Annotated in this window: 12 protein-coding genes; 8 read left to right on the top strand and 4 right to left on the bottom strand. The window is 68.9% G+C overall.

Translation table 11 applies throughout. The features are described 5' to 3' along the window. The 4 genes from AC1DB1_RS15035 to galU form a co-directional block, all read left to right on the top strand. On the top strand, positions 1-774 hold a 774-nt coding region (locus tag AC1DB1_RS15035), incomplete at its 5' end, for a glycosyltransferase family 2 protein (RefSeq protein ID WP_477201379.1). After that, positions 767-2,269 carry a glycoside hydrolase family 26 protein gene (locus AC1DB1_RS15030; protein ID WP_477201378.1) on the top strand — a complete coding sequence of 501 codons (1,503 nt, stop codon included), beginning with the start codon at positions 767-769 and terminating at the stop codon, positions 2,267-2,269. The genes AC1DB1_RS15035 and AC1DB1_RS15030, both read left to right, overlap by 8 nt. Before the next feature lie 14 nt (positions 2,270-2,283). Further along, on the top strand, positions 2,284-3,672 hold the full coding sequence (locus tag AC1DB1_RS15025) for a UDP-glucose dehydrogenase family protein (RefSeq protein ID WP_477201377.1): 1,389 nt from the start codon (positions 2,284-2,286) through the stop codon (positions 3,670-3,672). 18 nt (positions 3,673-3,690) lie between these two features. Continuing rightward, a complete protein-coding gene (gene galU, locus AC1DB1_RS15020; RefSeq protein ID WP_477201376.1) occupies positions 3,691-4,710 on the top strand; it encodes a UTP--glucose-1-phosphate uridylyltransferase GalU in 1,020 nt (339 codons plus the stop codon). A gap of 33 nt (positions 4,711-4,743) precedes the next feature. On the opposite strand, the gene AC1DB1_RS15015 is transcribed toward galU, so the two are convergent. Next, positions 4,744-5,040 (bottom strand): hypothetical protein, encoded by a 297-nt coding sequence (locus AC1DB1_RS15015; protein WP_271175857.1) that lies wholly within the window; start codon positions 5,038-5,040, stop codon positions 4,744-4,746. Between the two features lie 207 nt (positions 5,041-5,247). Between AC1DB1_RS15015 and AC1DB1_RS15010 the strand changes: the two genes are divergently transcribed. Continuing rightward, positions 5,248-5,604 (top strand): VOC family protein, encoded by a 357-nt coding sequence (locus tag AC1DB1_RS15010; protein ID WP_477201375.1) that lies wholly within the window; start codon positions 5,248-5,250, stop codon positions 5,602-5,604. Between the two features lie 20 nt (positions 5,605-5,624). After that, positions 5,625-6,467 (top strand): GNAT family N-acetyltransferase, encoded by an 843-nt coding sequence (locus tag AC1DB1_RS15005; RefSeq protein WP_477201374.1) that lies wholly within the window; start codon positions 5,625-5,627, stop codon positions 6,465-6,467. Positions 6,468-6,828: 361 nt separating this feature from the next. Here the strand turns inward: AC1DB1_RS15005 and AC1DB1_RS15000 are convergent, their stop codons facing one another. From AC1DB1_RS15000 to AC1DB1_RS14990, 3 genes are read right to left on the bottom strand one after another with little or no spacing between them, the layout of a single operon-like run. Beyond that, on the bottom strand, positions 6,829-7,917 hold the full coding sequence (locus tag AC1DB1_RS15000; RefSeq protein WP_477201373.1) for a threonine aldolase family protein: 1,089 nt from the start codon (positions 7,915-7,917) through the stop codon (positions 6,829-6,831). After that, on the bottom strand, positions 7,914-8,663 hold the full coding sequence (locus tag AC1DB1_RS14995) for an SDR family NAD(P)-dependent oxidoreductase (protein WP_271175853.1): 750 nt from the start codon (positions 8,661-8,663) through the stop codon (positions 7,914-7,916). Before AC1DB1_RS14995 ends, AC1DB1_RS15000 begins: the two co-directional genes overlap by 4 nt. Next, positions 8,660-10,141 (bottom strand): DUF6421 family protein, encoded by a 1,482-nt coding sequence (locus AC1DB1_RS14990; RefSeq protein ID WP_477201372.1) that lies wholly within the window; start codon positions 10,139-10,141, stop codon positions 8,660-8,662. The genes AC1DB1_RS14995 and AC1DB1_RS14990 overlap by 4 nt, the downstream gene beginning before the upstream one ends. Before the next feature lie 221 nt (positions 10,142-10,362). Between AC1DB1_RS14990 and AC1DB1_RS14985 the strand changes: the two genes are divergently transcribed. Both AC1DB1_RS14985 and AC1DB1_RS14980 read left to right on the top strand, forming a co-directional pair. Beyond that, complete coding sequence (locus AC1DB1_RS14985; RefSeq protein WP_477201371.1) at positions 10,363-11,103, top strand: DNA alkylation repair protein; 741 nt, start codon at positions 10,363-10,365, stop codon at positions 11,101-11,103. A 54-nt stretch (positions 11,104-11,157) separates the two neighbouring features. Continuing rightward, positions 11,158-12,063: an SDR family NAD(P)-dependent oxidoreductase gene (locus AC1DB1_RS14980; protein WP_271175850.1), complete on the top strand. Its 906-nt coding sequence runs from the start codon at positions 11,158-11,160 to the stop codon at positions 12,061-12,063. The last annotated feature ends 56 nt before the right edge of the window (positions 12,064-12,119 follow it).

Genomic DNA, 12,119 nt, shown 5'->3' with positions numbered 1-12,119 from the left:
ACGTCGTTGGTGTTCACGGATGCGCCGTTGAAGGTGAAGAAGCTGTTCAAGCAGCAGTTGCGGTGGGCGCGCGGGTCGCAGTACAACACGTTGCGGATGCTGCCCTGGATGTTGGGCCATGCGCCCCTGTTGGCGTTCTTCTTTGTGACCGACATCATCCTGCCGTTCGTGTTGGCGGGGGTGCTGGGCGGGTGGGTGTATCGGGCGTTCACCGGGCAGGGTTACAACTTCTACCAAGGGTTCCTGGCCGAGTACGGGGTGCAGGCGGGGATCCTCGCGGTGATCGCGTTGATGGTGGCGTCGTCGGTGATCAGCATGTCGATCCGGCAGATCCGGCACCTGTCGGAGAAACCTTCCGACTTCTTCCGGCTGCCGGTGTTCATCATCGTCTCGACCTTCTTCCTGATGCCGATCCGGCTCCTCGGCTTCTTCCGGATGGCACACGCCTCCGGGTGGGGCACCCGCGCCGGCGCCTACGCCGGCGGACCCGCCGAAATCACCGCCGACGACGCCATCCCCGACAACACTGCGGCAGACACCGCCGGCGACGCGACGACCGCCGGTTCGACCGGTCCCGCGATTCCGGATGCCGTGGGCGGCGTCACGACGGCGACCGCACTGGCGACCCGCGCCGAGGTGAAGGCGGCGGCCGCTACCAAGCCCGCGAACAAGACCACGACCAAGCCCGAGCGGCGCCGGCTCAACCCGCTGGCCGCCATCCCGTACCTGATCGGTATCGCGATCCTGACCCTGGAGGCCTTCTTCCTTGTCTAACAGTTCGTTCTCCTGGTGGGCGCAGAGCAAATCGCGCTCACAGGCCACAACGGCCGCCTTCCTCGTCCTCGCCACCGTGCTCGGCGGCATCTCGTACTTCGTCTGGTCGTCCCCGGGCAGCCAGGTGCGTCAGGCGGTCACCGCCGCTGTCGACGTCGTCAACCCCATGGCCGCGCAGAATGCCACGCTCAAGGAGGCGCTCGGTTCAGCGAGCACCACGATCGCCTCGCAGAAGATCGAGCTGAAGAAGCTGCAGAGCAAGGTCGTGGCCGCTCAGGCGGCGACCGCCAAGAAGCTCGCTCAGGCGCAGCAGCGAACGCTCGTCGCCGAGAACGCCCTCGCGGCTGCCAAGGCCCAAGTGAGGGCAGCGACCGCCGTCGGCACGGCAGCGGGCACCACCGGCGCGGCCGGTACGGGAGCAGGCTCGAGCGGCGGCGGCACCGGAGGATCCGGCGGGACCGGCAGCACCGGCGGCACCGGCGGAACCGGTTCGCAGCCGGCACCGATCACGGCACCGTCCAAGGCCGCGCTGCTGCAGCCGGCCAACCGCTACTTCGGGATGTACACCGAGCAGGCGCCGTTCAACTGGGCGACCTTCGACGCGACCTCCGCGAAGATCGGTGTCACGCCCAACGTGGTCGGCTACTTCAGCGGCTGGGATGAGACCTTCCGTGCGAACGCCGTCACCCGCGCCTGGCAGCAGGGCCGGCTCCCGATGATGACCTGGGAGTCGCGTCCGATCAGTGCCGGAAACGACACCGTCGACGCCCCGGAGTACTCGCTGCCCAAGATCATCGGCGGCTCGTTCGACGCCTATCTGCACCAGTACGCGAAGGACATCGTCGCGACGGGGCTCCCGTTGGCCATCCGGCTCGACCACGAGATGAACAGCAACTGGTACCCGTGGGTCGAGACCGACGGCAAGGGCAACTCGGTCAACGGCAACAACGTCGGCGACTACGTGAAGATGTGGCGCCACGTGCACGACATCTTCCAGTCGGAGGGCGCCAACTCTCTCGTGATGTGGGTGTGGTCGCCGAACATCGTGAACAACCTGCCCGCCACGCACAAGGCAGACGGCTACCTCGCCGGCCTCTACCCCGGCGACCAGTACGTCGACTGGGTCGGGCTCTCGGGTTACCTCCGGCCGCCGTACAAGGCCGATAACGACTACACCTTCGACTACACGTACGGCGAGAGCCTGAAGGAGCTTCGGGCGATCGCGAAGAAGCCGATCATGCTGTCTGAGATCGGCGCCTCGGAGACCGGCGGACACAAGGCGGCGTGGATCTCGTCGTTCTTCGACGGCCTCTCCAAACCGGAGAACAGCGACATCGTCGGGTTCTCCTGGTTCAACCTCGCGGTGACCAGTTATGTCGAGGGCGTGCGCGCCACGAACGACTGGCGCATCGATTCCCGCGCCGACTCGTTGTCGGCGTTCATCGAGGGCCTCACCCGCCCGGAAGACCATTTCACGCTCACACCGGCCAAGTGAAAGGACAGACCATCATGAAGAAGTCAGAACAGCCCGCCCCGCGCATCAGCGTGATCGGCACCGGATACCTCGGAGCCACCCACGCGGCGGCGATGGCCGAGCTCGGGTTCGAGGTCATCGGCGTCGACACCGACCCCCGCAAGGTCGAGGAGCTCCGCGAAGGACGCGCCCCGTTCTTCGAGCCCGGGCTTCCCGAGCTGATCACCAAGCACGTGGCATCCGGTCGGCTGCGGTTCACCACCGACATCGCCGAGGCGGCCGCCTTCGCCGACGTGCACTTCATCTGCGTCGGCACCCCGCAGCAGTCGGGGAGCTTCGCGGCGAACCTCAGCTATGTCGAGGGCGCGGCGCGCTCGATCGCGTCCAACATGACGCACGACGGCCTGATCGTGGGCAAGTCGACGGTGCCGGTGGGAACCGCGGCCCGGCTGCGGGCGATTGTCGCCGAGGTGCTGCCCGAGGGCATCCAGGCCGAGCTGGTCTGGAACCCCGAGTTCCTCCGCGAAGGAAAGGCCGTCGACGACACCCTCGCTCCCGACCGCCTCGTCTTCGGCGGCACCACCGACCGCTCCGAGGCGCTGCTGCGGCAGGTCTACGCGACGCCGATCGCCGCGGGCACCCCCGTGCTGGTCGCCGACCTGCCCACCGCCGAGCTCGTGAAGGTGAGCGCGAACGCGTTCCTCGCCACCAAGATCTCGTTCATCAACGCCATCTCCGAGATCTGCGACGCCGCCGGCGCCGACGTCTCGCTGCTGGCGGATGCGCTGGGTCACGACGTGCGCATCGGGCGCCAGTTCCTCAACGCGGGCCTCGGCTTCGGCGGCGGATGCCTGCCGAAGGACATCCGGGCGCTCATGCACCGCTCGGGCGAACTCGGCGCGTACGCGGCGGTCGGACTGCTGCAGCAGGTGGACGAGATCAACATGGGCCGACGCCAGCGCGTGATCGACCTGGCGCTCGAGGCGTGCGGTGGTTCCGTGCTCAACCGCCGGATCGGTGTGCTGGGCGCTGCCTTCAAGCCGCACACCGACGACGTGCGCGACTCGCCGGCGCTCAACGTGGCGGCGGCCCTGCACCTCCGTGGCGCGCAGGTCGTCGTCTACGACCCGCAGGCGCGCTCAACCGCGCAGCGCATGTTCCCCACGCTCGGCTACGCCGACTCGATGGGCGAGGCCGTCTCCGGCGCGGACGTGACGGTCGTGCTCACAGAGTGGCAGGAGTTCGTGGACGCCGATCCGGTGACCCTCGGAAACCTCGTGCACACCCGCACGATGATCGACGCCCGTAACTGCCTCGACGCGGTGGCGTGGAGCGCCGCCGGCTGGAAGGTGCTCTCGATGGGCCGCGTGCCCGAGGTCGCACCGCTCGACGCCGACCTGGCCGCGCTCGCCACCGCCCGCTGAACCGAAAAGGACATCACCATGACCAGTTATGTGACCAAGGCCGTCATCCCGGCGGCCGGCCTGGGGACCCGCTTCCTCCCCGCCACCAAGGCGATGCCCAAGGAGATGCTGCCCGTCGTCGACAAGCCGGCCATCCAGTACGTGGTGGAGGAGGCGGTCAACTCGGGACTCCACGATGTTCTGCTCGTGACGGGGCGCAACAAGAACGCGCTCGAGAACCACTTCGACCGGGCCACCGAGCTCGAGGACACGCTCGAGAAGAAGGGCGACACCGACCGGCTCGAGAAGGTCAAGCAGTCCACGACGCTCGCCGACATGCACTACGTGCGGCAGGGCGACCCGAAGGGGCTCGGCCACGCCGTGCTCCGGGCCAAGATGCACATCGGGCACGAGCCGTTCGCGGTGCTGCTCGGCGACGACATCATCGACGCGCGCGACCCGCTGCTCAGCCGGATGCTCGAGGTGCAGCACGAGCGCAACACGACGGTGGTCGCCCTGCTCGAGGTCGACCCGAGTCAGATCCACCTCTACGGTGCTGCCGCCGTCGTCGAGACGGACGAAGACGACGTGGTGCGGATCACGGGGCTCGTCGAGAAGCCGGACCGCGCGAGCGCGCCGTCGAACCTCGCGGTCATCGGCCGCTACGTGTTGCGCCCGGAGATCTTCGACATCCTCGAGAAGACGGAGCCGGGCAAGGGTGGCGAGATCCAGCTGACGGATGCGCTCCAGGGCCTCGCCTCGGCGCCCGACTGGACCGGTGGCGTGCACGGCGTGATCTTCCGCGGCCGCCGCTACGACACCGGAGACCGCCTCGACTACATCAAGGCGATCGTCCAGCTCGCCGCGGATCGAACGGACCTCGGTCCGGACCTGATGCCGTGGCTCAAGGACTTCGTCGCCGAGTCGGCCAAGAACGACGCGCCGACCGCGCCGGTGGACGAGCCCGCGGCGACGCCGTCGGTCGCGCCCAAGCCGGGCAAGCCGGCGACGCCGTCCGTTCCGTCTCGCGAACTGGTGCCGGCGGCGGCCCTGGTCTGACGGGCTGTCACTGCAAGCGCCTCGGCCTCGGGGTCACTCCTCCAGGCCGAGGCGCTTCAGCGTGTGCTTCTCGCTGTGCCCGGCATCCGTCTCGATCTCGTCGACCGCGATCGGGATGCCCGGGCCGATGGCCAGCCACACGAAACCGTCGCGGTGCACCAGCGGAACGAGGTCGGTCGTGCCGTCTTTGAGCAGGGTGCGCACCCTCTTGAGGAGCGCGTAGCCCTCGGACGGCCGCGTCACGTAGGTCTTGCGGCGGTAGTGCACGACATGTGCGACGGTCTTCGCGCTCAGTCCCGCCACTTCGGAGTCGGTCAGCGTCTCGCTCATCCTCAGTCCCTTCATCGCACGTCGGCCGTAGACCGTCGGCGCCCACTGACGGTACGCGCGTCGCCGACGGAGTCAAGACGGAGGCGTCGGGGGCGGGGCAGGGGCGGTGGCGCGTACCGTGACCATCGGCTGCCGCGCACCGCCGTCAGTCGCACCGCAGCCAGTTGCACCGCAGGCAGCCGCACCGCAGCCAGTGAGGAGAACGGAATGCACGCCACCAGCATCATCGCGAACCTGAAGGTCGACGACCTCGACTCGGCGAAGGCCTTCTACACCGACTATCTCGGCTTGCGAACGGAGGAGTTCAGTCTGGGCTGGGTCGCCCGCTATGTCTCGCCGGATTCGGCGGCGGCCAAGGTCCAGCTGGTGACGGGCGACGCCACGGCGCCGGAGGACTCGGTCATCTCCGTGCACACGGATGACGTGCGCGGCGCCTACGAGGAGGCGCGCGAACGCGGTTACGAGATCGTCCACCCCCTCACCACCGAGGAATGGGGTGTGACACGGTTCTTCGTGCGAGCACCGGACGGGACCGTGATCAACGTCGTGAGTCATCGCGACTGACCTCTCGCTACGGTGAGACGATGACCGATTCCACACCGTCTGCCACTGCTTCTGTTCCTCCGACCGCTGTCGAGCCCGGGCTGCTCGACGCGCTCGCCGACCGGGGCTGGCCGGCCCTCGAGCGCGAGAGCTGGCACGACTGGTCGTTCCGCTTCTCCGGCGGCGTCACCGATCGTGCGAACTCGGTGCTGCCGAGCGGGGTGGTGCCGGATGTGCGCGAGGCCGTCGACGCGGCGGAAGCGGCGTACGCCGAGCGCGGGCTGCGCACGCGGTTCCAGCTGAGCCCCGCCACAGACCCTCGCGTCGCCGACGAAGTGCGCCGCCGCGGCTACGAGGAGCATTCGCCGACGCGCATCCTGGTCGCCGGGAGCCGCGCCGTCGCGGAGCGCGGGATGGCGCGGGATTCGTCGGATGAGGGGATGGTCACGATCGCCGATACTCCCGACCGGGCCTGGATGGACGTGTGGTGGTCCGTCGACGGGCGCGGCGGCGCCTCCGAGCGGGAGGTGGCGGCGCGCATCCTCGCCGGCGGTCCTGGCCTGTACGCGTCGCTGTCGGCACCCGCGTCGCTCGCCGCTCCCGCTTCGATCGCCGCTCCCGCATCCGCGTCCGCGACGGTGGCGGTCGCTCGTCTGGCACTCGTCGGCGACTGGGGTGGGCTGTTCGCGGTTGCGACGAGTCCGGATACGCGCCGCCGCGGATTCGCACGACGCCTGATCGTAGAGCTCGCTGCCGAGGCGCGGGACCGCGGCATCCCGAACCTGTGGCTTCAGGTGACAGCCGCCAACACCGCCGCCCTCCGGCTGTACGCGGAGCTCGGCTTCGCCCCCGCGTCGTCGTACGCCTACTGGGCCGCGCCGTAGCGCACTCGATCGTGCGCAACCGCGACACCGGCGGCGCCGGTCGTGCGATAACGCACCACCGGCGGCCCGAGCCTTAAACGCCGATGCCGGGCACGTGAACACTAGGGTTTGTTCACGGGCCCGGCATACTTCGGGGTTACCGCTGGAGGATTATTCGGGTTCCTCAGCCGGCTCTTGAACTCTACCCAATTCGGGGCCCGTGTGGGTCAAAATGAGGACACGATTTGTACCCCAGTAGGAGTGTCATTTTTGGCCCCCGAGTGGGGACGCTTGCTCTGATCGCGTCGCTAAGTCGACGGGATGACGCAAGTTCGTGCGTTCGCCTCTCCGAGCCCGTTTATGAGGTGCCCGAGCGCCGCCCTCAGGAGGCGGCGTCCCGCGCGATTCCGAGCTCCAGTACGAGCGCGGCCACGAACGCGTCGATGTCGTGCTCGGTCGTGTCGAACGAGCACATCCACCGCACCTCGTTGCGCGCCGCGTCCCAGTCGTAGAACCGGAAGTGCTCGCGAAGGCGGTCGGCGATGCCGGCGGGCAATGTGGCGAACACCCCATTTGCCTGCGTCGCCTGGCTGAAGCCGACACCCTCGATGGTGCCGTCGGCGATACCGGCCTCGAGCGCGGTGCGCAGGCGCGTCGCCATCGCGTTCGCGTGCGTCGCCGATCGCAGCCACAGGTCGTCGGTGAGGAGCGCGATGAGCTGCGCCGAGATAAAGCGCATCTTCGACGCCAGCTGCATGTTGAGCTTGCGCAGGTAGATGAGCCCTTCGGCGGCGGCGGGATTCAGCACCACGATGGCCTCGCCGTAGAGCATGCCGTTCTTCGTGCCGCCGAAGCTGAGCACGTCCACGCCCGCGTCGGTGGTGAAGGCGCGCAGCGGCACGCCGAGGGTGGCTGCGGCGTTGGCGATGCGGGCGCCGTCCATGTGCAGCTTCATTCCGAGTGCGTGCACGTGGTCGGCGATGGCCTTCACCTCGGCGACGCTGTAGGCCGTGCCGAGCTCGGTCGTCTGGGTGATCGACACGACGAGCGGCTGTGCTCGGTGCTCGTCGCCCCAGCCCCACGCCTCGCGGTCGATCAGCTCGGGCGTGAGCTTGCCGTCGGGGGTCTCGACCTGCAGGAGCTTGATGCCGGCGACGCGCTCGGGCGCGCCCGCCTCGTCGGTGTTGATGTGCGCGGTCTTCGCGCAGACGACGGCGCCCCAGCGGGGGATCATCGACTGGAGGCCGACGACGTTTGCGCCCGTGCCGTTGAAGGCCGGGAACACCTGCACGCCGTCGCCGAAGTGCTCCGCGAACACGTCGTGCAACCTGGCGGTGTAGACGTCTTCGCCGTAGGCGATCTGGTGGCCCTCGTTCGCAGCGGCGATGGCGTCGAGGATCTCGGGATGGACTCCGGCGTAGTTGTCGGAGGCGAAACCGCGGAGCGAGAGGTCGTGGAGTTGTAGCGTCACCGTTCTATCCTCGCAGGATCGGTGGGCTGGTTCGTGCCGCCCTCCGAGGCTGTGAGCAACTGGCGGACGCCGTTGATGGTGGAGGGCGCTTCGTCCCACAACGCAGCGACCCGGGAGGCGAGTTCGTCTTCGAGCCCGGCCAGGGACTTCACGACGAAGATCGCCGCTGCCGCATCCGGTGCGTCTGCGGCGAAGCCCTTCGAGATCGCGCGCGTCCACGCATCCGCCGCCGCCTTCGCTGCCGCGTAGTTCGCACCGCCCGGGTACGGGCGGTCGACCGCGGTCGACGAGACGACCGCGAGGCGTCCGGCGGGCGACGCGACGAGGTCGTCGTAGAACACCCGGCTGGTGTTGCGGAGCGTCGCGAACGACCGCTCGAGGAAGGCCCAGTCGTCGTCCGACTGGCCCGTGATCCCGCCACCGCCGCGCCAGCCGCCCACCAGGTGCACGAGGCCGTCGATGCGGGCGAACTTCACGTGGATGCGCATGGCGAGCTCGGTCACCGCCGAGTGGTCGGCGAGGTCGCAGACGCGAACATCGACGCCGGGCACGGCCTCCGCCAGCGAATCGAGGCGCTCCCGGCTGGTGCCGACGGCGAGCACGGTGGCCCCGCGCGCGACGAGGGCACGGGCAACGGCCTCGCCGCTGGCGCTCGTCGCGCCGGCGATCAGCACGATCCGTCCCGCGAGGGAGCCCTGCGACCCGGATGTCTCCACCCGGGTCGCAGGCACGGAATCCTCGCTCACGCCGCCGCGGTCCCTGCGGCCCGCGCCGAGGTCTCGGACGCGTCGGACTCGCCGGTGATGCCGGCCGTCGACTCGATGACCGAGGCCATCTTCTTGTTGAGCGCCTCGTAGAACATCGAGAGCGGGAACTCGTCGTCGAGCACGGCGTCGGTGTAGCCCTTCGGCACACCGGCGAGCGTCTCGTCCGGCAGTCCACGGGCCCAGTTCGACGCGGGGTTCGGCGTGAGGGTGCGCGTGAGCATCTCGTACGCGGCGAGCCAGTGCGCGACCTTCGGCCGGTCGATCGAACGCCAGTAGAGCTCGTTGATCTGATCGCTCAGCGCGACCACGACATCCGGGACGTCTGCCCAGTCGATGGCGAGCTTGGTGTCCGTCCAGTGCAGCACGTTGTGCTGGTGCATCCACGCGAACAGCAGCTGGCCGCCGAGTCCGTCGTAGTTGCGCACGCGGCTGCCGGTGATCGCGAACCGGAAGATCCGGTCGAAGATCACGGCGTACTGCACGAGGTGCGCGTGCTCCAGGATCTCGCGCTGCGCGGGCGAGAGCTCGGACTCGGGAAGGGCCGAGAGCTCGCGCTCGAGCCGCACCGACTCCCGGAAAGCGGTCAGATCGCAGCGCAACTCCTCCAGTGAGTACAGGAAGAACGGCATCCGCTGCTTGATCATGAACGGGTCGAACGGCAGGTCACCGCGCATGTGGCTGCGATCGTGGATCAGATCCCACATCACGAAGGTCTCTTCCGTGAGCTTCTGATCGTCGAGCATGCCCGCGGCGTCGGCCGGCAGTTCGAGCTTCGTGATCTCGGCCGCCGCCCGCACCACGCGACGGTAGCGTGCCGCCTCGCGGTCCTGGAAGATGGCTCCCCACGTGAACGTCGGGATCTCGCGCATCGCCACGGTCTCGGGGAACAGCACGGCCGAGTTCGTGTCGTAGCCGGGCGTGAAGTCGACGAACCGGATGGGCACGAACAGCTTGTTGCCGTACTCGCCCGCCTCGAGCTCACCCACGAACTCGGGCCAGATGACCTCCACGAGCACCGCTTCGACGAGTCGGTCGGTGCTGCCGTTCTGGGTGTACATCGGGAAGACTACGAGGTGGCCGAGCCCGTCGACGCGGTGCTGCTGCGGCTGGAAAGCCGTGAGCGAGTCCAGGAAGTCGGGCACGCCGAATCCCTCGCCCGACCAGCGCCGGAAGTCGGCCGCGAGCGCGTCGAGGTATGCCGCGTCGTGCGGGAAGTACGGTGCCAGCTCGCCGATGGCCGCGACGATTTCGTCGACGTGGCCGGCCGCCGCGGCCTTGTCGGACTCCTCGGGGATCGAGCCGTCCTTCAGCTGTGTCGGCTGCAGAGCGACCGCCGCCTCTTTGAGACGCAGCCAGGCCGGATGCGCGGCGAGCGAGCGAACGGAGCGGGCGTCCTCGACGACCTCGGGTTCTCCGACAATTGCATCCGTACGGAACTGGGAAACGAACTGAGACATGACGAACCTCCCGTCGCTGGGCTGGCCGCTGTGCGGCACGGTGTGGACCGAGTGCAGGCGCACTCGCTTCGAGCCTATCCAGAAGGTCTGGATGTTTTCTTGCCCGTACTGTTCGATCCGTGCGTGACGAGGCGGGTTCGCGCCGATTTTCGCCGTTGAGAGGTCAGATGATGCGCGGAATCGCCTGCCACCGCGGCTCGCCCGGCCGCTAGGCTCTGGCCATGACCAGTCCAGCGACGGCCGCCGCGGTCGAGGCCGCACTCGCAGAGGTCGCGGACGCCGACGACGCCGTCTTCCTGCAGCGGTTCTTCAAGACGGGACCGGGACAGTACGGCGAGGGCGACGTGTTCATCGGAGTGCGCGTTCCCCGGACCAGGGCGGTCGCCAAGCGGTTCTCGGCTCTCGACCTCGGCGAGATCGAGAAGCTGCTCGACAGCGAGGTGCACGAGCACCGGCTCGCGGGCCTCATCATCCTGAACCGGCTGTACGAGGTCGCGAGCCGCCCGCGCACGCACGACCCGGCGCAGCTCGATCGCATCGCCGACTTCTATCTGCGGGCGGTGCGCCGGGGGCGCGTGAACAACTGGGACCTCGTCGACGGCTCGGCCGAGTTCGTGCTCGGCGAGCATCTGGTCGACAGGCCGCGCACGGTGCTGTTCGAGCTGGCCGAGAGCGACGTGCTCTGGGAGCGCCGCGTCGCCGTGCTGTCGACCTTCGCCTTCATCAAGCACGGCGACGCGACCACGACGCTCGAACTGGCCGAACTGCTGCTGGACGACCGCGAAGACCTCATGCACAAGGCGGTCGGCTGGATGCTGCGCGAAGTCGGCAAGAGGGTCGACATCGGCGCGCTGCTCTGGTTCCTCGACGCCAACGCCGCCCGGATGCCCCGCACGATGCTGAGCTACGCCACCGAGCACCTCACGCCGGAGCAGCGGGCCGACTACCGGTCGCGGCGATGAGCGGCCGGATGATCCGATGGAGCGGCGTTCAGCCAGGGTTGCGATGATGGGGTCATGACGAGAACGGTGCGGGGCGCACGAGTGCTGATCACGGGCGCAGCGTCGGGCATGGGTGCGCTCTACGCCGAGCGCGCCGTGCGCGAGGGCGCGCGGGCTGTCGTGCTCTGGGACCGCGACGAGGCCGCGCTCGACGAGGTCGTCGCACGGCTGCGCACCGTGGTGATGACCGACCGCGAGGCGACGGCGTGGGGCGCGCCGGACCGCTCGCCGAGTTCCGCCGCCGGGCGTCCGGCGACCACCGTGCACCCCTATGTCCTCGATCTCACCGAACTCGGCGCCATCGCCCAGAGCGCGCAGCTGGTGCGCCGCGAGCTCGGCGGCATCGACGTGCTCATCAACAACGCGGGCATCGTGCGCGGCAAGTACTTCTGGGAGCACGACAACGGCGAAGACACCCGCCCGACCATGCAGGTCAACGCGCTCGCCCCGATGTACATCACCCGCGAGTTCCTGCCCGGCATGATCGAGAGCGCCCGCGAGGCGCGCGTGGTCAACATCGCGTCGGCCGCGGGCACGGTCTCCAACCCCCGGATGAGCGTCTACGCCGCCTCGAAGTGGGCGTTGATCGGCTGGAGCGACAGCCTGCGGCTCGAACTGGTGCAGCAGGGTTTCGAGCACGTCCGGGTCACGACGGTCGCCCCGAGCTACATCTCGACCGGGATGTTCGAGGGTGCGCGCGGCCCGCTGCTCACACCCGTGCTCACGCCGGAGTACGTGGTCGACAAGGTCTGGCGCGCGATGCTGGCCGGTCGCCCGCTGCTCATGCTCCCGTGGTCGGTCGGGCTCGCCCGCACGCTGAAGGGCGTGCTCCCGACCCGCGCCTGGGATGCCGTGGCCGGCCGCGTCTTCGGCGTCTACTCCTCGATGGAGGGCTTCACCGGCCGACCGCCGCGCGCGTGACGCCCGACGTCCGGCCGTAATTCCGGAACATCGGGCCGGGCTCGCGCCGAACCGAC

The organism is Leifsonia sp. 10N434, from assembly GCF_056394405.1.
Note: the sequence above shows the minus strand (reverse complement) of the source record. Positions and strands in the feature narration are given on the sequence as shown.